The 22,776-nt window shown below is 43.8% G+C and carries 18 protein-coding genes; 11 read left to right on the top strand and 7 right to left on the bottom strand.

Annotated elements, in window-relative coordinates; genetic code table 11:
• Positions 1–10: 10 nt before the first annotated feature.
• Complete coding sequence (locus tag J0K78_RS16800) at positions 11–1,747, bottom strand: glycoside hydrolase family 13 protein (RefSeq protein ID WP_206948095.1); 1,737 nt, start codon at positions 1,745–1,747, stop codon at positions 11–13.
• Positions 1,748–2,009: 262 nt separating this feature from the next.
• Between J0K78_RS16800 and J0K78_RS16795 the strand changes: the two genes are divergently transcribed.
• The 9 genes from J0K78_RS16795 to J0K78_RS16755 all read left to right on the top strand — a co-directional run bounded on the left by J0K78_RS16795 (position 2,010) and on the right by J0K78_RS16755 (position 12,721).
• Positions 2,010–3,311, top strand: coding sequence for an extracellular solute-binding protein (locus J0K78_RS16795; protein ID WP_206948094.1), 1,302 nt, complete (start codon positions 2,010–2,012; stop codon positions 3,309–3,311).
• A gap of 177 nt (positions 3,312–3,488) precedes the next feature.
• Positions 3,489–4,754 carry a carbohydrate ABC transporter permease gene (locus tag J0K78_RS16790; protein WP_206948138.1) on the top strand — a complete coding sequence of 422 codons (1,266 nt, stop codon included), beginning with the start codon at positions 3,489–3,491 and terminating at the stop codon, positions 4,752–4,754.
• Between the two features lies 1 nt (position 4,755).
• The gene (locus tag J0K78_RS16785) at positions 4,756–5,595 is read left to right on the top strand and encodes a sugar ABC transporter permease (RefSeq protein WP_160911396.1); all 840 of its coding nucleotides are present in this window, start codon (positions 4,756–4,758) and stop codon (positions 5,593–5,595) included.
• A 124-nt stretch (positions 5,596–5,719) separates the two neighbouring features.
• Positions 5,720–6,757: a LacI family DNA-binding transcriptional regulator gene (locus J0K78_RS16780; RefSeq protein ID WP_206948092.1), complete on the top strand. Its 1,038-nt coding sequence runs from the start codon at positions 5,720–5,722 to the stop codon at positions 6,755–6,757.
• A 258-nt stretch (positions 6,758–7,015) separates the two neighbouring features.
• Entirely contained in the window at positions 7,016–7,714 is a 699-nt protein-coding gene (locus J0K78_RS16775) for an ABC transporter ATP-binding protein (protein ID WP_206948090.1), read from the top strand.
• The gene (locus tag J0K78_RS16770; protein WP_206948088.1) at positions 7,711–9,081 is read left to right on the top strand and encodes an ABC transporter permease; all 1,371 of its coding nucleotides are present in this window, start codon (positions 7,711–7,713) and stop codon (positions 9,079–9,081) included. Before J0K78_RS16775 ends, J0K78_RS16770 begins: the two co-directional genes overlap by 4 nt.
• Positions 9,082–9,247: 166 nt before the next feature.
• On the top strand, positions 9,248–10,270 hold the full coding sequence (locus J0K78_RS16765; RefSeq protein WP_206948086.1) for an SEC-C metal-binding domain-containing protein: 1,023 nt from the start codon (positions 9,248–9,250) through the stop codon (positions 10,268–10,270).
• Between the two features lie 236 nt (positions 10,271–10,506).
• Positions 10,507–12,177 carry a catalase gene (locus tag J0K78_RS16760; RefSeq protein ID WP_206948085.1) on the top strand — a complete coding sequence of 557 codons (1,671 nt, stop codon included), beginning with the start codon at positions 10,507–10,509 and terminating at the stop codon, positions 12,175–12,177.
• Positions 12,178–12,259: 82 nt separating this feature from the next.
• Entirely contained in the window at positions 12,260–12,721 is a 462-nt protein-coding gene (locus J0K78_RS16755; protein ID WP_206948083.1) for a hypothetical protein, read from the top strand.
• A gap of 39 nt (positions 12,722–12,760) precedes the next feature.
• Here J0K78_RS16755 and J0K78_RS16750 read toward each other — a convergent pair whose 3' ends face one another.
• Both J0K78_RS16750 and J0K78_RS16745 read right to left on the bottom strand, forming a co-directional pair.
• Positions 12,761–15,520, bottom strand: coding sequence for an alpha-amylase family glycosyl hydrolase (locus tag J0K78_RS16750; RefSeq protein ID WP_242517933.1), 2,760 nt, complete (start codon positions 15,518–15,520; stop codon positions 12,761–12,763).
• A gap of 114 nt (positions 15,521–15,634) precedes the next feature.
• Positions 15,635–16,228, bottom strand: coding sequence for a YdcF family protein (locus J0K78_RS16745; RefSeq protein WP_206948081.1), 594 nt, complete (start codon positions 16,226–16,228; stop codon positions 15,635–15,637).
• A 192-nt stretch (positions 16,229–16,420) separates the two neighbouring features.
• Here J0K78_RS16745 and J0K78_RS16740 point away from each other — a divergent pair, with 192 nt between their 5' ends.
• Positions 16,421–16,630, top strand: coding sequence for a YkvS family protein (locus tag J0K78_RS16740; RefSeq protein WP_115822794.1), 210 nt, complete (start codon positions 16,421–16,423; stop codon positions 16,628–16,630).
• Positions 16,631–17,108: 478 nt separating this feature from the next.
• Here the strand turns inward: J0K78_RS16740 and J0K78_RS16735 are convergent, their stop codons facing one another.
• Together J0K78_RS16735 and J0K78_RS16730 are read right to left on the bottom strand one after the other, a co-directional pair.
• Positions 17,109–18,170 carry an LCP family protein gene (locus tag J0K78_RS16735; RefSeq protein ID WP_206948079.1) on the bottom strand — a complete coding sequence of 354 codons (1,062 nt, stop codon included), beginning with the start codon at positions 18,168–18,170 and terminating at the stop codon, positions 17,109–17,111.
• A 139-nt stretch (positions 18,171–18,309) separates the two neighbouring features.
• Positions 18,310–19,770, bottom strand: a complete 1,461-nt coding sequence (locus tag J0K78_RS16730) for an APC family permease (protein ID WP_206948077.1) — start codon at positions 19,768–19,770, stop codon at positions 18,310–18,312.
• 223 nt (positions 19,771–19,993) lie between these two features.
• On the opposite strand from J0K78_RS16730, the gene J0K78_RS16725 reads away from it, so the two are divergent.
• Positions 19,994–21,040: a glycosyltransferase family 4 protein gene (locus J0K78_RS16725; protein ID WP_160911413.1), complete on the top strand. Its 1,047-nt coding sequence runs from the start codon at positions 19,994–19,996 to the stop codon at positions 21,038–21,040.
• A 30-nt stretch (positions 21,041–21,070) separates the two neighbouring features.
• On the opposite strand, the gene J0K78_RS16720 is transcribed toward J0K78_RS16725, so the two are convergent.
• A complete protein-coding gene (locus J0K78_RS16720) occupies positions 21,071–22,057 on the bottom strand; it encodes an LCP family protein (RefSeq protein WP_206948075.1) in 987 nt (328 codons plus the stop codon).
• A gap of 14 nt (positions 22,058–22,071) precedes the next feature.
• A complete protein-coding gene (locus J0K78_RS16715; protein ID WP_206948073.1) occupies positions 22,072–22,713 on the bottom strand; it encodes a YigZ family protein in 642 nt (213 codons plus the stop codon).
• Positions 22,714–22,776: the final 63 nt, after the last annotated feature.

Below are 22,776 nucleotides of genomic sequence, written 5' to 3'. Positions count from 1 at the left end.
CTCCTCTACATTACTTTTTCTCTACAATTAAATAGCCGTACGGACTTACCATGGCTTTTTCAGCATTTACCGTCGTCTGATGGTCCTGGTCTACGACTCTGGATGATGAAGAGCCCTCTATCGAAATGGAATCGGATGTAGGGTTGATCAGGAACAATAAGGACTGCTCGTCTGAATGCTTTTCGTAAGCCAGGAGATTCTTGCCGTAATCCACAAAAGAAAAACGCCCGTCATTTCCAAAGGCAGGCTCGGATTTTCGAAGCCTAATCAGCTTTTGTATAAAGGCAAACAACTCCTCATCCTGGTTCTCTTCATCCCAGATCATACATTTACGGCAGCCAGGGTCTTCGCCGCCCGTCATTCCGATTTCATCTCCATAATAAATGCATGGTGTCCCTTCATAAGAGAGCTGGAAAAGATACATCAATTGAGCCGCTCGTTTATCTCCATCGGCATAGGTCAGGACTCTAGGTGTATCGTGGCTGTCCAGCAGGTTGAACGCGACCTCATTGACCGATACAGGATACATATGCTGGACATAGGACAACACATTCTTGAATTGCTCCATTCCTATTTTCTTCTTGGCAAAAAAGTCGATGACTGCGTTGGTGAACGGGTAGTTCATGACGGCATCAAACTGATCTCCCTGCAGCCATGGCATAGAGTCATGCCAAATTTCACCGAGGATATAAGCGTCCGCCTTTGCTTCCTTGACGGTTTCACGGAATTCTCTCCAGAAAGCATGGTCTACCTCATTCGCCACATCCAGCCGCCATCCATCAATATCAAATTCTTCAATCCAATAGCGAGCGACTTTCAGGAGATAATCTTTTACCTCAGGATTCTCCGTATTGAGCTTCGGCATGCTGGACACATAAGCGAAAGTATCGTAGTTCGGGAGCGGCTCTGTGACGACTTTGTCTTCTCTTAAATGGAACCAGTCCGCATACTCGGAATCGATCCCATTTTTCAACACGTCCTGAAAGGGTTCAAAGTAATAACCGCTGTGATTGAAGACAGCGTCCAGCATGACCCGGATCCCTCGTTCATGACATGCTTTCACGAGCTTACGGAAGGTTTCTTTATCACCGAATTGGGGATCAATCTCCATATAGTCGATCGTGTCATATTTATGATTGGAATGAGCTTTGAATATCGGAGTGAAATAAATGCCGTTGATGCCGAGCTTCTCAAGATGATCCAGGTGATCGATCACCCCTTGGAAATCTCCACCGAAAAAGTTTGTTGGGGTCGGTTTTGTGCTCCCCCATGCTAAGGTCCCTTCAGGATCCAGAGAGGAATCTCCGTTGGCAAACCGTTCGGGGAAAATTTGATACCATATCGTATCTTTCACCCATGAAGGCGCCTGAAAGACGTCGATGCTGTTCAGGAACGGGAAGCAGAAGTGGTAGGCTGTATCGTCTAATGGAACGTCATCATAAAAGCCTTTTTCAGTAAAGACGGTTTGCTCTTTTCCGTCTTCTAGTAAAAAGGAGTAGCGGAGTCTGCGATAGGGAGGTTCTAACGTTGCAAACCAATAGTCGAAAAGTTCATCAGAACCGGACTTTTCCATCGGTTTCTGTTCGGCCTGCCAGTGTCCATCCGCCCAGTTGTATGGGTCTCCGTGAATGAGCTGGACAGTCTCCACATCCTCTTTCTTCGTTCGTAACCGTATGTGGATGGTCTTCTCATCATACGCGTATGCATAGTTATTCTTCGGTCTGTGATAGACAGCTTCTTTGAACATGTTTCTACATCCTTTCTGAACAAGCGTTTGCACATAAATATCCGTTTATATTAAATAAAACTATAGAAGAAATGGAGGGAAGTCAATGAAAATGTGAAAGCGTTAACTTACTGTTATAGATAGCGAGAGGTATTTTTATATTTTATAAGAAAACGCTTGCAAATCTATTATTAGTTTGTATAATTAGAATCAAGATGTGTGCAATCGGTTTCACTGAGATTGCGTAACATATCCATTAGGAAACTATTAGGGGGAGTTAAGTATGAAAAAGTGGTTGAGCTTATTGTTTATCGCTTTTCTTACGGTTGCGATGCTGGCTGCGTGTGCGCCGGATCGTGAAGAAGAAGCGAGTGGAGGGGAATCCGGCAGTGATGATACATCTTCTGAATCTGCAGAAGACGGCATGCCTGAAAAACCTGAAAAGCTGGTCGTTTGGGAAGATAAAGAAAAAGGTGTCGGCCTTGAGCCTGCCATTGCTAGTTTCGAAGAGGAACATGGCATTGAAGTAGAATTCAAAGAGTTGGATATGGCGTCGAAAATGGGTGAACAGCTTCGTCTTGATGGACCGGCTGGGACAGGCCCTGACGTATTGACATTGCCACATGATCAGATCGGTCAAATGGCTATTGAAGGACTGCTTTCTCCGATTGAAGTGGACAGTTCTGTGACAGATCTTTACACAGAAGCTTCTATTCAGGCACAAACATACGATGGAAGCCTTTATGGACTTCCAAAATCTACAGAAACTCCGGTTTTCATTTATAACAAAGAACATATGACAGAAGTACCTGAAAACTTTGATGAACTATTCGAGTTCTCGAAAGAATTCAATAATGGTGACCAATACGGTTTCTTAGCTCTATGGGATAACTTCTACTTCGGAAACTCCATCATGGCTGGTTACGGTGGATATGTATTCGGTGAAGAAGGTGGAGCTTTGAATCCTCAAGACCTTGGTTTGAGTAACGAAGGCGCTGTTGAAGGTGCCCAGTACATCCAAAAATGGTATGAGGAAGTCTTCCCATCCGGAATCGTTGGTGAAAGTGGCGGTTCTGCGAAAGACGGCCTTTTCCAAGAAGGTAACGTGGCTGCCATGATGGACGGCCCATGGGCGTACCAGGCATTGAACGAAGCGGGAATCGACTATGGTGTGGCACCATTACCGAAGCTTCCGAATGGTGAATATCCACAAACATTCGTAGGTGTGAAAGGCTGGCACTTGTCTGCTGCTTCTGAAAATAAAGAGTGGGCGACAAAGTTAATCGAGTGGATCACAAACGAAGAAAACGCGAAAATCCGTTATGAAGAAACCAATGAAATTCCCCCAGTCAAATCATTGATTGAGGATCCAATCATTGCAGATAACGAAAAAGCACGTGCGGTTGCTGTTCAATCTGAGCGCGCAGTTCCAATGCCGAACATTCCACAAATGGGAGAAGTTTGGGAGCCAATGGCACAAGCTTTACAAGTAGTAGCTACAGGTAAAGCTCAGCCGGAAGAAGCATTGACGGAAGCGCAAGAAACAATCAAAACACAAATTGAGTTGAATCACTCAGGAAACTAAGATCGGGCAGAGCCATACCCATCTGTCGGGTATGGCTTTTCCTCATCTATTAAGAAGTCTTATAAAAGTGCTGGATAGTTAGAAAGGAGATTGAACATGGGGGAACGTCAACCGAAGTCCAACTATGAGGGAAAGCATCGTCCATCGAAGAAAAATAAGAAACAAAATCCTCATGGGATGACCAATCATCGAAAGATTGCTTTAGCGCTCTCGATCATTCCTGGTTTTGGACAGTTCTATAACAAACAGTGGCTGAAAGGTTCTGCTTTTTTCATTTTAATGGCCTCTTTTTTCATAGCCTTTTCCGACTTGTTACAGTTCGGATTTTGGGGCTTATTTACGCTTGGAACCGATCCCAATTACGATCATTCCATCGTGCTGCTTGTAGAAGGAATATTAACTCTGATCGTGACCATCCTGGGATTAGGCGTCTATGCATTTAACTTAAGAGATGCTTTTAAAGTGGGAAAACAAAGAGACCTGAACGAAGCACCAAACTCTGTCAGGCAGCAGTATCAAAACCTGGTAGGTGGAGGATTCCCTTACCTGATGATGACACCAGGATTCCTACTGCTTGTTTTCGTCGTTATTTTTCCGATCTTATTCGTTGTTTTATTATCATTTACAAACTACGACTTGTATCACTCACCGCCTGCGAATCTCGTGGACTGGGTCGGTTTCCAGAACTTTATTGAGATCTTCAATATCCCAATCTGGCGTGATACGTTCTTCAGTGTACTGGCCTGGACGGTTATTTGGACGTTTGGAGCTACGACACTGCAAATTGCACTCGGCATTTTCCTTGCCGTATTAATGAACCAGAAGGGAATCATTCTTCAAAAAACGATCCGTACGATTTTCATTTTACCTTGGGCGGTACCGGCGTTCGTATCCATTCTTGTTTTCGCCGGAATGTTCAACGAAACGTTCGGAACCATCAACCGTGACATCCTGGCTGCCTTTGGACTTGGAGACATCCCGTGGCTGACAAATCCGACGTACACGAAAATCGCTTTGATTATGATCCAGACGTGGCTTGGTTTCCCATTCATTTTTGCAATGGTGACCGGTGTTCTTCAGTCGATTCCTAATGAATTGTATGAAGCGGCGGATGTCGATGGCGCTTCGATTTTCCAGAAGTTCAAAAGCATTACGCTTCCGCTCGTGCTGTATGCAACAGCACCGATCATGATTACGCAGTATACCTTCAACTTCAACAACTTTAATGTCATCTTCCTCTTCAATGGAGGCGGTCCGGCTGTTCCTAACCAGAACGCGGGAGGAACAGATATCTTGATTTCCTGGATCTACAACTTGACGATGACATCTGCCCAGTACGGAAAAGCAGCAGCGATTACGATGATCCTGTCCTTGATCGTCATCACCGTAGCCTTGTGGCAGTTCAGAAGAACGAAATCATTCCAAGAAGAGGATATGATGTAATATGAAAAATAACAAACGCGTGTTACAGCTGACGTTTTCGTACATTGTGATTTTGGCTATGATCACGATCATCCTATACCCGATTCTATGGATTGTCGGATCTTCCTTTAACCCGGGGAACAGTTTGTCAGGTTCCTCAATCATTCCTGAAAATGCAACATTGAAACACTATAAAGAGTTGTTCGATCCGGCTCAGAGTGACTACCTGATCTGGTATTGGAACACGATTAAAATCTGTGTTCTGACCATGCTCTTCTCTGTCGCACTCGTGTGTATGACGGCGTATTCTTTCTCAAGGTTCCGTTTTGTAGGACGTAAAAATGGTTTGATGACCTTCTTGATTCTGCAAATGATCCCGAACTTTGCTGCCTTGATCGCCATTTATGCACTAGCGAACTTGACGGGACTGCTTGATACTCACCTTGCGTTGATTCTCGTTTACACAGGTGGAGCGATTCCGATGAATACGTATTTGATGAAAGGGTATTTGGATACTATTCCGAAAGAGCTGGACGAGTCCGCTCGTATGGACGGTGCAGGGAACTTCCGTATTTTCTGGCAGATTGTTATGCCTCTTGCCAAGCCGATGATTGCGGTTATCTGTCTGTTTACCTTCATTACACCTTTCACAGACTTTATCCTTGCCCGCATCCTGCTGCGTTCGGAAGATAAATTCACACTTGCGGTAGGACTTTATGAAATGATTGCTGATCAGTTCGGAAATGAATTTACATTGTTCGCTGCCGGTTCTGTATTGATTGCGGTACCGATTTCATTGCTGTTCTTATCCTTGCAGAAATATTTTGTTACTGGATTGACAGCAGGGGGTACGAAGGGATAACCTTGAAGACATATGTATGGAAGGAGAAGCGGAGCAGCCCTCCGGTTCTCCTTTTTTAATAAAAGATCGATGGAAGCGTGCTCATGATACAATGATCATAGTATGGAAATAGAAGGTGAAAGTTATGGCGGTAACCATTAAAGAAGTGGCCAAAGCGGCAGGGGTAGCTCCTTCAACCGTGTCCCGTGTGATTGCAGACCATCCCAGAATCAGCCCGGCTACGAAAAAGCGAGTAAAGAAAGCCATGAAAGAGATGGGGTACCATCCGAATGCCAATGCGAGGAACCTGGCGAACCGTTCGACACAATCGCTCGGTGTTGTCATGCCCTCCAGTGCAGACAAAGCGCTCCAAAACCCCTTCTTCCCTGAGGTTTTGCGGGGAATCAGTGCGGTTGCTCATGAACTTGATTACTCTATGCTTTTATGTACAGGAGAAACTGATGAAGAAATGCTTGAGGCTGTCAAGCGCATGGTGTACAGCAACCGGACAGATGGCATCATCCTTCTTTATTCACAGGTGGACGATCCGATTATGGAATTCTTGCTGGAACAGAATTTTCCTTTTGTCATCGTCGGTAAACCGGCGACACGTGTGGATGAAATTACACATGTGGATAATGATAATATCCGGGCCGGCAAAGAAATTACCAATCACCTGATTGATATTGGACACGAATGCATTGCGTTCATCGGTGGTTCCGAGGATCGTATTGTAACCATTGATCGTATGCGTGGGTATGAGTTGGCGCTGCAAGAAGCTGAATTGCCGTACTTGGATGAGTACCGGATTCATACAGAATTCTTAAAGTCCGGTGGTCGACAGGCGGTGCATGAATTGTTCGGCCTTCCGAAACCACCGACAGGTATTGTGATTGCCGATGATCTCATGAGTATCGGTGTGGTGAACATGCTGGAGGAATTCGGGAAACGTGTACCTGACGACATCTCGATCGTCAGTTTCAACAATGTTTACTTATCGGAGATCACCCGCCCTCCATTGACGACCGTCGATATCCACATTCATGGACTCGGCAGTCAGGCGGCCAAATGTCTGATCGAAAAAGTAAAAAACAAAGAGGAGCCAGCGAAACGGATCATCGTCCCGTTCGATATCAAATATCGCTCTTCCACCAAAGAAATCAAACCACAGCTCGAAGGCTAACCTTCCTGCTGTGGTTTTTTTGTGTTAGGAGTGTGAGTATGTGTAAGAAAATGTAAGACCTGGTCACCCATTTTATGGGTGACCAGGTCTTACATTTTTTAACATGTGACTGAGAGTCACATTCGTCATCCAATTAATTAATAGATAGAAATAGGAGACTTACTTTCAAATTTTCTTCCGCGTAATAAAAAAGATGAAATGTTTAGGTCGTTTCTTTCGTCTTGTATGTAAAAGGTTAGCATGAAGGGAGAAATGATCATGATTAAAGTGGAGAGGTTATCTCATTCGTTCTTTGTAGGAAAAAAGAATAATAGACAGGAAGTTTCTGTCTTAAGAGATATCAGTCTTGAAGTAAGAGAGGGTGAGATTGTATCGATTGTAGGCCGGAGTGGTTCCGGTAAATCGACATTGTTGAACTTGATGAGTGGTTATATTAAACCGACGGAGGGCGATATTTTTATAGCTGATGAGAGGGTGACAAAATACAAGGAGTCTGATTGGGCAGAGTTTCGATCCGATCACCTGGGGTTCATTTTTCAAAGCTTTCAACTGATTCCGAGTATGACCGCCTATCAAAATATTGAACTTCCGCTGGTCATGAAAGGTGTTTCTGAAAAGGAGCGGGAGAAACAAGTCCATGAAATGCTGAATAAAGTCGGACTGAACGAATATCAGGAGCACTACCCATCGGAATTATCCGGCGGACAGCAGCAAAGGGTATCCGTTGCCAGAGCGCTTATTGTCCAACCACCGATCATTCTAGCGGATGAACCGACGGGGAGCCTGGATCAGGAAACTGAAAAAGAACTGCTTGATTTTATTCAAAAATTGAACAAAGAAGAGAACATCACCTTTGTCATCATTACTCACGATGAAGAAGTGGCGCAGATGGCTGATCGGACCATCCGTCTCGAGGACGGTCGTTTAGCCGCAGATCGAGAGGTGGCGTTTCGATGAAATGGAAAGACCGGTTCAAGTTTATAAGACAGAACATGAAGAAGAATAAATCACGCGTCTTTATGACGATTCTTGCTACAGCGATCGGGTGTGCTTTTCTTATCGTCCTTGCATCTGTTGGATTTGGTGCCCAACGGTTCATCGTTAACGACATTATGCAGGACCGTGCAATTACGGAAGTAACGGTTTATGGAAAACAGTCAGCGGGTGAAGGGGAGAGTCCTGAAATCACTAAGGAGGACCTTGAAACCTTTCAATCCATGGAAAACGTTAAGGCTGTCTCTCACAAAATTCAGCTGAGGACAGAAGCAGATATTATTTATGATGCCTACGCAGGCGGTTCAACAGTTAGTGTTGTAGATTTCCAATCAGAAAAAGAAGCCGGGTTGAACTTATCCTCCGGCCGCATGCCGCAAGAAGAGAATGAAGTCCTTATCGGATACCACCTGGATCAACTTTTATATAAAAAGAGTGAAGAAGATGCCGGGGACCAGATCTTTAATCAAAATGGTCTCGTCAAAGAAGAGTATCGGATGGATGAGGGATTACTAAATAAAACAATTGAAATTGAAGTGGAACAATACAAGGATGATGAATGGGTGACCGAAACCTTCCCTGTTGAAGTGGTGGGGATCATGGAAGAACCTGCGAGGGATTGGCAAGTGAGTAACGATGTCTACATTTCTGAAGCTGTGTTGAGTGATATTGAAGCTTTTACAGGAACGGCTTATGGTGCTGCCATCCACCCCGATATGAAAACAGATGAGGTGGCAACCTTACAGTCCGAGGGCCAAGACAGGGTGTATAGTGATGTCCAGGTCATAGCAGGGAGCATGGAACAGGTGGAGCAGCTTTCTCAGAACTTGAAAGATGAAGGTTATCATATTTACTCCGTGACGGAAGAACTCGATCAGATCAATGTTGTATTTGCTGTTGTCAAAGTCGGGTTGATTGTCGTGGGTACAATCGCTTTATTGATTGCTTCAATCGGCATCTACAATACGATGTCCATGGCAGTTACAGAAAGAACGCAGGATATCGGCATCATGAAAGCCATCGGCGGCCATCCTAAAATGATCCGCAGCATCTTCCTGATGGAAAGTGGCTATATCGGGTTAATGGGGGCGTTTGTCGGAGTTGTCATTGCCTATCTAGTAAGCGTAGGAATTAATTTGCTGCTTCCTTTTGTTATTCAGCAAGTCTTCGACCAGACGATTGAAGAAGCTATCCAATTGTCTTACATCCCTCCTTACTTAGCGCTGATCTGTGTGGCCCTCAGTATCGGTGTGGCCATGCTGTCCGGACTTAAGCCAGCCAAAAAAGCCACGCGCATCGATGTACTAAGCGCATTAAGAAGAGATGTTTGAGTGTGGTTTTATATTTCCATTTAATGTAAGACCAGGTCATCCAAATATTGGATGACCTGGTCTGTATATAATTTCCTCCTTCTTTTTTCCTTGATTTTTTGCATGTTGGCTCAATCTTCGGTACTCTAGTAGAGTTGAACGTTTAAGAGTTAAGAGAGGGATATTTATGAGTAAGGTAAAAAGAAATGACCCATGTCCATGTGGAAGTGGGAAGAAATATAAGAAATGCTGCATGAATAAAACAGAGGAAGGTGTGGGATCCACAAGCCTTCATGAAGAGCTGAAAAGCCATTACAGTCACTTTATGGCCTATGTGAACCGTAACTATCCAAATGTTACGCCTAACGAAGAGCGTGAAACGCAGGAGGAAGAAGTAGAAGCGGCTTTCCGTATGGTTCAAGGTGTATTTATGGAACAGCAGGAAGATGGCACAACGCTTTACGACGAATTCTTTGAAAAGAAAAAAGACAAAATCGTCCGTCCAGCCACCCTGGCATCGATGGAAGCGTGGAAATCACCACTCGCCAGTGTTTTCCATATCCAGGAGGTTCAGAACGACCAAACCGTCACGGTTGAAGACGTGTGGAGCGGTCTTAGATATGAAGTGAAGCGTGACGGCATTCCATTGAAGGAAGAAAATTATTCTCACATGCCGTATGCGATTGGAGTTGTTCTGAAATGGGGGCCGATCTACAATTTCGTCCCGCTTGCGATTCCAAACTATGAGGAATCCTACCAAACTTTCAAGCAGACAGTAGAGGAAAAATCCCAGCAGGCTGGATATGAATCGATTCATGCTTACTTGCAGGCAACCCTTATTGAGCAGTTGAGAACCTGGATGTATATGAATGTTGCTGAAGAATCCTCAGAAGAACAAGGGTCTCTTGAAAACGAAGCACTAGGAACTGGGGAAGATGAAGTGCTCGACCTTGTCGACGATCAGCTTAAAACCGAACCAACCTTCGAGAGACTGCGTGAAGCTTGGCTCTCTTATAAACAGGCGGAAGATCCGACATTCCGTAAACCGGAAGTGGTTTCTGCTGCGCTGGAACACATTTATCGTACTTCTGACGAGTTCCGTACAGAGCCTGAGAAGGTGACGAAGAAAGCCGTAGCGACGAAATATGATGTTAGCCCGAGCAGCATGAGTAAACGAATTACTCAGTTGAAGGATTATATCGAAGGTTAATCTTTTAAAGGCTTAGAGCTTAGTGCTCTAAGCCTTTCTTTTGTAGGGATACTGATAAAAGTTTAAAAGTCAGAAAGTCACCGAAAAATTCTAAAAGTCGCTAATATAATCCTGAAAGTTGCTAATAAAACCCCGAAAGCTGCTAATATCCTTCCACCAAAGTTCCATTTCCTCTATTGGAATAAAAAGCCTGAACTCAGCAAACACTCTTCCTATATAAAAGAGGAGGAAAGAGTATGGATAAACAGGAACAAGGACCAGGAGGAACGGAGGATAAGCGCTTTTCTGAAGATGAGAATGAAAAGACCCTAACGACAAGACAGGGCCATCCTGTCCGCACCAACCAAAATTTGCGTACGGTCGGCAATCGCGGGCCGGCGACACTTGAGAACTATGATTTTATAGAAAAGATTTCACACTTTGACCGTGAACGGGTTCCTGAACGTGTGGTCCACGCGCGCGGTACCGGGGCACACGGTTATTTTGAGACGTATGGAAAAGTAGGGGAGGAACCTGTGGAGAAATATACGCGGGCGAAGGTGTTTTCTGGTGTTGGAAAACAGACCCCTGTCCTCGTGCGTTTTTCCACCGTTACGCATTCAGCTGGGTCTCCAGAGACATTGCGTGACCCGCGCGGGTTTGCGGTGAAGTTTTATACAGAAGATGGGAATTGGGATCTGGTTGGAAACAACTTGAAGGTTTTCTTCATCCGTGATGCGATGAAGTTTCCTGATTTGATTCACTCCTTTAAGCCAGACCCTGTCACAAACATCCAGGACAGTGAGCGAATCTTTGACTTCATCAGTCAAACGCCTGAGGCGATGCATATGGTGACATTCCTTTTCTCCCCGTGGGGAATTCCGGCGAATTACCGGCAGATGCAAGGATCTGGCGTCAATACGTATCGTTGGGTGAATGAAGAAGGGGAAGCGGTTCTCGTCAAATACCACTGGGAGCCTCTAAAGCACGGAATCAAAAACCTGACACAGGAAGAGGCGAACGAAATCCAGGGCGAAAACTTCAATCATGCCACGCAGGATTTGTATGAAGCGATTGAAAGCGGGGACTTTCCAGAGTGGGAGCTTTGTGTTCAAATCATGGAGGATCATGAGAATCCGGAACTCGATTTTGATCCACTTGATGATACGAAAATCTGGCCCGAGGATCAGTTTCCATTTTTGAAAGTAGGAAAAATGGTGCTTAATAAAAATCCGGACAACCACTTCAACGAAATCGAGCAGGCAGCCTTCGGGACAGGGGTGCTTGTGGACGGGCTCGACTTTTCCGATGACAAAATGCTTCAAGGGCGTACGTTCTCTTATTCCGGTACACAGCGCTACCGGGTGGGTGCGAACTATCAGCAGTTGCCGGTAAACGCACCGAAAAAACATGTGGCGACCAACTACGAAGGCGGCAGCATGTCTTATTTTACAGACCGCCCGAAAGACGCGAATCCACATGTGAACTATGAACCTTCGACATTAAATGGTTTGGAAGAAGCAGAACCGAAAACGAAACCGCATCAGCCTTATGCGGAAGGCAAGTTGAAGAAAGAACCGATCGATCGAGAAAACAATTTCAAGCAAGCCGGCGAGCGCTATCGCCTTTTCAAAGACTGGGAACGGGACGATTTGATCATGAACCTCGTTACTTCCCTGAAACCATGTCAGCCTCACATCCAGAAGAAAATGATTTTTCTTTTCTCCCAATGTGACGAGGATTATGGAAAGCGAGTAGCGGAAGGGCTCGGCATGAATGCAGGGGACATGAACGCAGAAATGGCCAGTGAAATTACTCCGACTAAAGGAAAGCTGCCGAAAAAGGGAGGCTCTCCGATGGGAAGTGCAGGAGCTACTGATGCTGTTGATCAAGCACAGGATAAAGGACACGAAGCAGATCCGTATTGATGATGGAAGTCTGACTCGAATAAGAGTCAGGCTTTTCTTTTTTTCTACCCCCATGCATAAGGTAAGTAGGGGAGGGATGATAATGAAGCGCAGCCGTTCACCTATGATTTTCATCTTTGTTTTGGTCGTGGTTCTTATCCTAGCGGTTGTCCTCACCATTTTCTTCATGACTCGACCGGGTCAGCGTGCAGAAAGTACCATCGAGCAGTTTTATGTGCATGAACAACAAGGGAAATTTTCCGATTCGTGGGAACTTTTTCACTCTCAAATGAAAGAGAAGTTTACAAAAGGGGCTTACATACAAGATCGTGCACACGTGTTCATGAACCACTTCGGTGTGGAGAGTTTTGAATTTGTGATAGGAGATTTGAAGAAGCTCGATCAATGGACGATGGAAAAAGGATCGAAACCCCTATCGCCCGTTTATCAAACGACTGTGATTCAAACATACAAAGGAAAGTACGGCCTTTTCCGCCTGCATCAGGATATTTATGTGGCAGAAGAAAAAGGGGAGTGGAAGATCCTCTGGGATTATCATAAATAACAAAAAAGCTTCCTACTGAAAAGTAGGAAGCTTTCTTTGTCAGGCGGCTTCGTTCATGGCTTGCATTCGTTCCACCGCCACTTGATATTCATTTTGGGGGTCAAAAATAAAGATGTATTCTCCATCTGTCTCTGGTGTGAAACGGAGGTTATCGCCTTCGAGCCATTCACCGTCACGGACAAATTTATATTCCACGGTTTCTCCTGCCGTCAATTCAATCGGTTGGCTCTTCCAAAGAGCATCTTTTTCATCGAAGGTCAGCATGTTGGCATCACTGGACCAGTCAAATGGTGCAGACCCACGCAACACGACTTTAGTGTATTTCTTTTCTTCCGATGGAGCTTCGTAACGCAATTTTCCTTTGACATCATAAATCGCTACAGAGTCAGCTTCGCTCGTCATTTCAAGTTCGCCTTTGTGACTCTTCAGCTTTTCCTTGTCAAGAAGAGAAGTGAGCTGTACTTTGTTTGGTGTCTGTTGGTTATAAAGGTCGATGATATCCAGGTTGCGGTCCTCTTCGCCGAGGTTCATGACCACAAGAACTTTGTCCTGCGGCACGGATCGTTCAAAGACGAGGACGTCATCATCCGAGTAAATGATGTTAAGATCGCCGTGTGTTAAGGCTGGCTGGTCATTCCTTGCATCAATCAATGTTTTGTAATGAGAAAGAATTTCCTCGTTCTGCTTTTCTTCTTCCCAAATCATCATTTCACGGTAATAGCGGTCTTTCCACTCGTCTACAAGGTTATGGTCACCACTCTGAGACAAGCCGACCTCATCTCCATAGTAAATGATTGGTGCGCCGGGTAACGTAAACTGTAACACTGCTGCGTTCATCAACGTTTCTTCGTTTCCATCAGCTTCAAACAAAAAGCGCGGCATGTCATGGCTGTCTAAAAAGGTAGCCGCAACGAATTCATCGCCATAAGTTCCGAAGGTTTCCTCAAGAGATGACGCTAGTGCGTTTACCGAACCATCCTGTATGAATGCATTCGTAATCGCGGAATGTGTTTCAAAATCGATCGCTCCATCCAATTTACCTTTATAGGAAGAGATGGTATCAAGATTGTCCCACACTTCTCCGAAGATGAACGCATCTTCATCGAGTGATTTTACTTGATGACGGAAATCAACCCAGAAGCTTTGACTTGGACCTTTGGCATAATCCAGGCGGAAGCCGTCGACGCCGATTTCATTCATCCAGAACAGAACGACTTCATCAAGCATATAGGCGCGCGTTTCCGGGTTGTCGTTGTTCAATTCAGGAAGCTCTTGAATGCCATAAAACGTATCATATTCATTCGGATATTCCGTAAATGTGTACCAATCATAGTAAGGACTATCCGGCCCTTTTTCTAACGCATCCTGGAAAAAGTCGTGCTGGTCGGATGTGTGGTTAGGCACCAGGTCATAAACGACTTTCATATCACGTTTGTGGGCTTCATCGACAAGTTCCTTCATCAGCTGGTTGCTGCCGAAACGAGGGTCGATGTTCATGAAGTCTGTCGGGTGATACCCGTGAGAATAGGGACCTTCATAGATCGGTGAAATCCATAGGGTATTCACACCAAGATCCTCGATGTAATCAATCTTTTCAAGCACTCCTTGAAGATCGCCGCCCATCCAGCCTTTCAACTGTTCATCATAGGGCTGCTCAGGATTTACAGATGTATTGTTCTCTGAACTCCCATCACGGAAACGATCGACAAACACCTGATAAATGACCGCTTCTTTCGCCCACTCTGGAGACTCATAGGTGTCTACATAATAAGCGAACTCTGTGGCTTCTTCAGAACTCAATACATTGTTGTCGGCAAATTGAGATCCTTCGCTGTTTGAGTTCCAAACATCGATTTTATATTTTACGCGTGTTTCTTTTTTTTGAGAGGGAATAACCCCTTCCATGATGGATGTTTTCAGTCCATCGGCATTTTCAGTTGTATCTGTCATCTGTAAAGGAACGGTTTGTCCATTTGCAGCTTCTCCTCGTTTTCCATCAGGAGTAGTGCCATCTGTCGTGTAATAGATGGCTCCTTTGTCGATCGGGCCAAAGTGCTGCACTTCGACTTTCACCGTTACATTATCACGATGATTCGGAACGTATGGAGTGTGATTATAGTCATGAGTGACTGATTGAGCGACAGGTACTTTCTTCCACTGGTTGACCGTATCTTCTTTGGTACCTCCGGATGTGGATAATGTCACTGTACGTGGTTTTTCGAGATCTTCCTTGTAAGATTCTCCTGCAAGGCTGTAAAAATAGGAAACTTCTTCGCCTGCTTGCCCTACAATTTTAGTTGTATACGTATTTTCAGAGGTTCTCGTCATAGGTGCGGCTGTATAATGGAAGTCATTTTTGCTTGAAGCGACTGTCGGCGTCACCCATTCCGGCGTTCCTTCAGGGACGGTGAGTACAAGTTCTACACTTGCTTCATAAGTATCAGCGAGGCGGATGTCCACTTTGCGTTCCTCTTCCGGGTGAAAAGCAAAAATGTACGCAGCATCCTGAGGTGCCGTGTACGTCAAGTTTGCTCCAGGCATCCAATTTCCGTCATAAACAAACTTGAACTCTGTCACTTTTCCACCTTCCAAAGAAATGGGCTGACTGAGCCAGACTCCTTCTTCGGCATTGTAAGTAAGGGGGTTGTTATTCGAACTCCAATCTAAGGTTTCAGCGCTACCACGCAATACAACATCATCATATGTTTTTGCATCTGCAAAGGCTGATGCAACCGGTTGCGCAAAAGACAAAAATAAAAGCGCGATACCGATCATCCAAATCCAACGTTTTTGAATCAAACGAATCCCATCCTTTCAAAATTATAAGTGAAATCGCTTTCATAATATAGGAAGCGACATAGATTGTCCATAGTGCAATAGAATTAAATGTCAGAAAACAAAGAAAAGTTCCGTTTACTCTAAGAGTAAACGGAACCAATAGACACCCATTTTTACATATTCGGTAAACGTTATTCTTTTTTCATTTTCTGTCATTCCATCAGAAGGGTCAAAAAAATTTGAAACGAAGGAGTAGTCAACCTCGGTCTGGCTGTCGTAAATATCGTCAAATGTCATTTGCGTTCGCCGGGCATGGAAATCGCTCGTGACTACAAGGGCAGATTCGAAACCTTCTTCTTCCATAATTTCTTTTGAACGTGTCGCATTTTCATATGTACTGGTGGCTGAAGGTTCTTCGAAAATGGCGCTTTGAGGCACGCCTCGTTCCATGGCTTTCTCAGGCGTTGTGCTGTCCTCCGTCGAATTGGTCAAAATCATATGACTCGTCAATCCTTCGTTATAGAGCTCAGCCGCATGGTCGAGACGCTCTTCACCTCCGCTTAAAACGATAATCGCATCGTACTCTTTGGAGGGTTCCAGGGAATCTTCAGCCATTAAAAACTCTGGACCTAAGAGAAGGGGGGTCATCACTGCTGCCGAAAGGAATAGAATGAATACTAAGAAGGATAGAAGCATAATCTTTTTTGCTTTAGTAATATGAGCCGCCATAAAAAACCCCCAAATTTTGGATACCTTTGCTATCTAGTATATATCTCCTGAGAAATTTATTAAACCCACTATTGTTTTACTTGTATAATCTTGTCGAATTTAGTAACATATATTGTAAAAGTTTTGTTTGAATTGTTTGTTAATTTATTGTAAGGTTATTCAAAATACGAGGAAGAGAAAGGGTAGAGAGATATGGTACAACCTGATGATCGCATTGCCACTCCAGGGCAAATCGTAACTTTTGAGAGAAATGATATCATTTTCAAGGGCAAAGTCATTCCGAGTCAATGTCAACAATCCGTAATCGTAGATTTGACGATTATGGACAACTTAGATGAGATCGATTTCGAATACGACAGAACGGTTGTGGCTCATACCAATTATCGTATTATTGAAGAATGAATGTAAAGCCCCTTTCTACAGCGAAAGGGGCTTTTTACTTTCTACCTAGTCCGATATGCTGTTTTCGGTGACTCTTTTTTCTTATACCATGAAAGAAAAAGAAAAGGTATACAGGATCAGGGAGGGTATTTTAGAAAGGGTGCATTTACGTGGGATTGACTAAAATTATATTAGACCATCTGGAATTTTCCATTAAGGCACGTTATAGTGTTAGAATAGATAAAACTATTGTTGTAGAGCCATTGATTCGAATTACAGAAGATACATTTAACCGGTTCCTTCATGATAAACCTGTCATTCATTGTATCTCCATACATAATTCAGACTCCCCATCTCTTTTAACTTATGAAGGCCCCTATAAGTTTGAAAGGATGAATGGTCTGCTAATCTTTACACTCTGTTCATATTGAAATTGATAAAAAAGCTTAAACAATGAAAAAAACACCAGCTCCCATGTCACATGGAAGCTGGTGTTTTGTTAACTAGATTGCTGAGTTTCTTGTTTGGAAGTTGAAGATGAATAGGAACTCTCCTCCGAAGGTTCTTCGTTAATTTTTAAAGCTGTCCTTATTTTATTCGACAGTTCACTGACACTTCCGTCATAAGGGACGAAGTAAAAGAGTCCGTCTTCCAAGCGGGTATTTTCTCCTTCAAGTGTAAACGTCTCTGTTGAAGGGTCTTTCGATGAAAAAGCTTTTTGGAGTGCGAAAGCTTCTTTCACGGAAAGGTTGGTTTGAACGTTGCTGCTGACCGCATCCGCTATTTCATCGGCTTTGAAAATATTGCCTGGAGAGAGAGCTTCCTCAATACTTGCTTTTATAAATTGACGCTGTCTTTCATCTCTTGGATATTCAATGGCAACGTCTCTTTTTCTCATTCTTACAAAGGCAAGAGCTTCTTCTCCATCCATTTTCGTTTCGCCTTCTGTGAATTCAATTCTTTTATCGTGTTGTAAGTGGCTTCGTTCCCAGAAACCTTGTTTGATGTCTACGGTTACTCCGCCTAACACATCTACGATTTCAGCGAAACCTTCAAAGTTGACCGAAGCATATTTATCAATGGGGATGTCTAAATAATCTTCCACCGTTTCAATCGTCAATTTTTCAGCACCATACCCACTAATTTCACCGATCGTGTAGGCAGCGTTAATTTTATGACTTCCTCCATACTTTTCCCCGACTTTACTAGCAGGGATGTCCACTTTTAAGTCCCTGGGAATACTGGTCATCGTCATATCCTGCGTTTCCGGGTCGATGGTCAGAACAATTTGAGTATCCGCTCTACCTGCTTGCCCATCAGAAGAATAATCTTCAACGCCGAGCAAAAGTATGGAAATCGGTTCATCTCCAATATCCACCGCTTCTTCCCGTAAATCAGATTTATCTCCTCGATCCAGATCTTCATATGAAGCTGTATATACTTGCGACACATAGTAGAAAATTCCACCTATGGTCATTGCGAACAATAGAAAAAGTGTCAGTGCGATGCGTCGTTTCTGTTTCTTTTTGCGTCTGCGAACGCGAATGATACGTTTAGCCAATGTATGTCACCTCTATTTTAAACCTCTCAGCTTTTCATTCTACCACATTTGAAAACAATCGAAGGACCCCGTTCTTTTGTTGTGGAAAATGTAAAACGATTGACATAAACGTATCATGTATCTCTCTCATAAGAATCAGTTATATTTCTTCTTTTTCCAGAATCAAATAATTCATTTCTTTACGGTCAATATGACGGTACCGTTTATAGTTGAAAAGGTAAAAAATCAAACCAATGAGAATCCAAAGAGCCAAAGCGATGTAGGACTCTCTCCCAAGTGAAGCAGGAGACCAAGGGATTAAGAGAAGAGCTAAGAAACATAGAGAGCTGAGCATCCCGATAAGTGATAAAAGTTTTCTTAAGGGATCAATGGTTGCTCTTTTCGCAGAGGGGGATGTATTCTCCTTCCAGTGAAAGAACTTATAAGCGGTAGCCGTGCAGAAGAAGTAAGCAATGGCAACGCCTGTAGAAGACATATCGACAACCCATAACAAAGCTTCCCGACCGAACCACGGAGCGATCAGGCAGACGCACATCGTAAATAGAATTCCTATATACGGTGTTTTGTATTTAGGGTGCAGTTTTCTAAATATATCTGGAAGAATGCGAGCCCTTCCCATAGCAAACGTTAATCGGCTTGCCGAGATATAAAAGCCGTTCAAGCCTGTGAAGATTCCCATACAAACAGATAGAGCGATGAGCCAAACGCCGATTCTCCCCATATAACTTTGAATAGCATCTCCCGTCCCCCATACGGATTGCGTTCGTTCAATCTGCTGCAACAATTCCTGCCAGGGCATCGTGCTTGCAGTAATTAGAATCATAGCGCTGTATGCCAAGCCAGCTGCTAACAGAGACCAAATAATTAAGCGGAAAGCTTTTTTTGGAGCGAAATCGAACTCTTCAGCGGCTTGAGGAATGTTGTCAAAGCCAACATAAGCGAATGGAGCAATGGCTAATATGGTGACAATCGATGCGATGGCTGATTTTTCAGGTGAAAAAGGAGGTGTGGTATGGGTAAGGCTTGGACCATCTGCCCACAAGGCTCCCAACGCTAATAATACAATCCCGAAAATCAAAATGATGCTGAACACAAATTGTGTTTGTCCTGAAAAACTCGCCCCTCGAATATTCAATAAAGCGAAGACAATTAAGGCGGCGCTTGCAATCGCTACTTGAATAATGGAAACATCATACCCGGCAACGTTATACACATTTCCTATTTCGATAAAAGAAGGGAATAAAAACTTAGCAAGTAATGCCAGGGCGGAGGCGTTTAAAGCAACAATGCAGATGTAACCTAACGTAAGGAACCAGCCGGCAACAAATGCATACATTCGTCCAAACCCGATATAGGCATAGGCGAATTCACCGCCTGTAACGGGGAACTTTTCAATCAAGAACCCGTAACTGACTCCAATGATCATCATTAATACAGCCCCAAGAGATAAACCTATAACGACACCCAAAGGGCCCGCTTGAGCAATCCAATCGGTGGGAAGGACAAAAGCTCCCCACCCAATAGCCGAACCGAACGCAATCGCCCATACCCAGTGAGCCTTTAATGACTTTTCTAATTTTTTTCTTTCTCTTTCAGCCATATCCTTCTCCTCCCTCCATCTTTTTACATTTAAAGGTTTTGCCTGCTTAAAAAAAGGCTAATAAAAAGTAATCAAATCGTTACATGAAAACGGCTGTTCTTGTGATATAATTTTTCACGGTTAATATGGTGCTTTTCCATAAGAACTATGCATGGGAAAATGGTATTTAATATCAGCTGTTATTTCATTCGGAGAGGATATAATAAACCTGAGGAGGGTCTTTATGGAGTATAAGGCCTTGCTATTTTGCTTGATCGTTGCGGTCATCATCACGCCGTTAGTCAAGAAATTAGCAATTAAAATCGGTGCAACGGATCAACCGAACCACCGTAAAGTACACAAAATTATCATGCCACGCCTTGGTGGGCTGGCGATTTATATAAGCTTTGCTCTCGGTATTTTATTTTTCTTTCCCGAAAGTAACTACACCTGGCCTGTTCTTATAGGCGCTACTGTCATTATCATCACCGGGGTGCTGGATGATCTTACGGAGCTATCAGCGAAACTTAAACTTTTCGGCCAGTTACTGGCCGCTGTCATTGTTGTTATGGGTGGAGTTCAGGTTGATTTCATCAATTTACCTTTTGGTGGTCAGCTCGACTTAGGGTATTTAAGCATACCGATTACAATTTTGTGGATCATTGCTATTACGAATGCCATCAACCTTATTGATGGACTGGACGGATTGGCCGCGGGCGTTTCGGCGATTGCTTTGTTAACGATTTCCGGCATGGCGATTACGATGGGTAACGTTTTTGTCGTTTTTGCAGGACTAATGATGTTAGGAAGTACCCTTGGTTTTCTGGTGTATAACTTCTATCCTGCTAAGATCTTCATGGGTGACACAGGGGCTTTGTTTTTAGGGTTCATGATTAGTGTGCTTGCCCTGCTTGGTTTTAAAAACGTCACGTTATTTTCTTTCGTCATTCCGATCATTATTCTTGGTGTTCCTATATCGGACACGTTATTTGCGATTGTCCGCCGAGTGATTCAAAGAAAACCTTTATCTGCTCCTGATAAATCTCACCTGCATCATTGCTTGATTAATCTTGGCTACAGTCATCCTGAGGCGGTTCTCATGATTTATGCTGTTAGTGCCTTGTTTAGTTTAGCAGCGGTGATTTTCTCACAAGCCACCATCTTCGGAGCTATATCGGTTATTGCACTACTTGCGGTTATGATTGAGTTAATCGTTGAGATAACCGGACTTGTAGGGAAAGAGTACAGACCTTTATTGAATATGATTAACGGCACAAAGTCGAAGCAATAAAAAAAGCTGCTCCAGATTTGGAGCAGCTTTTTACATGGAATTTTCTTCTTCATTTTCACTGGCTATTGGATTCTGCAATTCAAGGTGATTCTTCAGTTCATCAGACGTAGCTGTTAAATCGTCCTTCGCGAGCTGATAGTACCATCCATGACCTGTGAAACCACCTTCACCTTCCAGCTGCATTTTGTCAAAGGTGAAATTCTCTTTTTGAAGGAAATAATCTTTAAACTGAATCATTTCACTAAAGGTTAAGTTGGTTTTCATGTTCGCACTCACGGACGATAAAATCTCATCCATATTATTCAGCCCTTTAGCAGAGACGGTCTCCCTGAAAATCTGCTGGATAATTTCCATCTGTCGCTCCCCGCGAGCCAAGTCGCTGTCATACTTTCTCGTTCTGGCTAAAGCGAGGGCTTCTTCACCGTTTATCAGCTGTTTTCCTTCCGTTAATTCAATGGCTCCTGCCTGATCGGAACTATTTTGTTCCTGCATGTCAAAAGGGACGTCATAAGTGATTCCGCCGATTGAATCAACAATTTCAACGAATGAGTTAAAATTCAGCCGTACATAATAATCAACGGGAACATCCAACATCCGTTCGACCGTTTCTACCGTTCCATCGATTCCACCGAAAGCATGGGCATGAGCGATTTTATCTTCATAACCAACATCAGGGATATACGTGAGTGAGTCTCTAGGAATGTTCAGCATCTTAATGGATTTTTCATCCTCATTGAAAGTGGCGAGGACCAATGCATCAGATCTTGAAGGTGAACTTTCGCGTTTGTCACTGTCATCGATTCCTACAAATAAGACAGAGGTGTGATCTTTAGCTGGGGTCACTTCTTTTGTTCGTTTGTCTGATTTCTCACCACGGTCAAGTCCTTGGTGGGAATTTAGGGCTGTTTGTTTCACTTGGTCCGTCAAGTAGGCGGCATAACCGGTTGCCGCTCCAACACCAACGAGAAAAACAAACAGGAAGGACCAGATGAAGACATATCTTTTCCGGCGCTTCATATCCATAAGCTCCTTTACTCAGGTGTGACATCAAATTCTACATAGGAAGCGTCTCCTTGTTCGATGGATGCCTGACCACTTGTCAGGTTAGTCATCCAGTCTTCACATTCCTTTTCCAGTCCGCTTTCTACATATACTATTAATTCCACATTTTCTAGGTAATTAATCCTTTCTAATGTGTAATCTGAGTTCCTTACTTCATTTTCCACTTTACCGAGAAGATGATAATCAATGGTGACCTTCATTTCTTTCATGAGCTGCCGCCTGACGACCCCTGTTGTGTTGATCGCTTCGGAAGCGGTTGATCCATAAGCACGAATGAGCCCTCCGGCACCAAGTTTAATCCCGCCAAAATAACGAGTCACAACGACAGCTGTGTCTTTCAGCCCTCTTTTTTTCAACACTTCAAGAATGGGAACGCCGGCCGTGCCGCTAGGTTCTCCATCATCGTTCGCCTTTTGTATAAGGTCCTGCTCGCCGATCATATAGGCCGAACAGTTATGGGTGGCATCATGGTGTTTCTTTTTAATCTGTGAAATAAAGGCCTGCGCTTCCTCTTCGGTTTCACAGCGTTTGACATAACCAATGAAACGCGATTTCTGGATTTTCACTTCTTCTGAACCTTCTGGTTTTACGGTATAATAGCTTTCTAACATCGTCTCAAAAACCTCCTGAGGTTTAATTATATCGATGGGGAAAAAAATCGGCAAATGGTTCGA

The sequence above is a fragment of the Halobacillus sp. GSS1 genome (assembly GCF_017307035.1).
Classification (GTDB): domain Bacteria; phylum Bacillota; class Bacilli; order Bacillales; family Halobacillaceae; genus Halobacillus; species Halobacillus litoralis.
The sequence above is the reverse complement of the archived record's forward strand: the minus strand, read 5'-3'. Positions and strand labels throughout refer to the sequence as shown.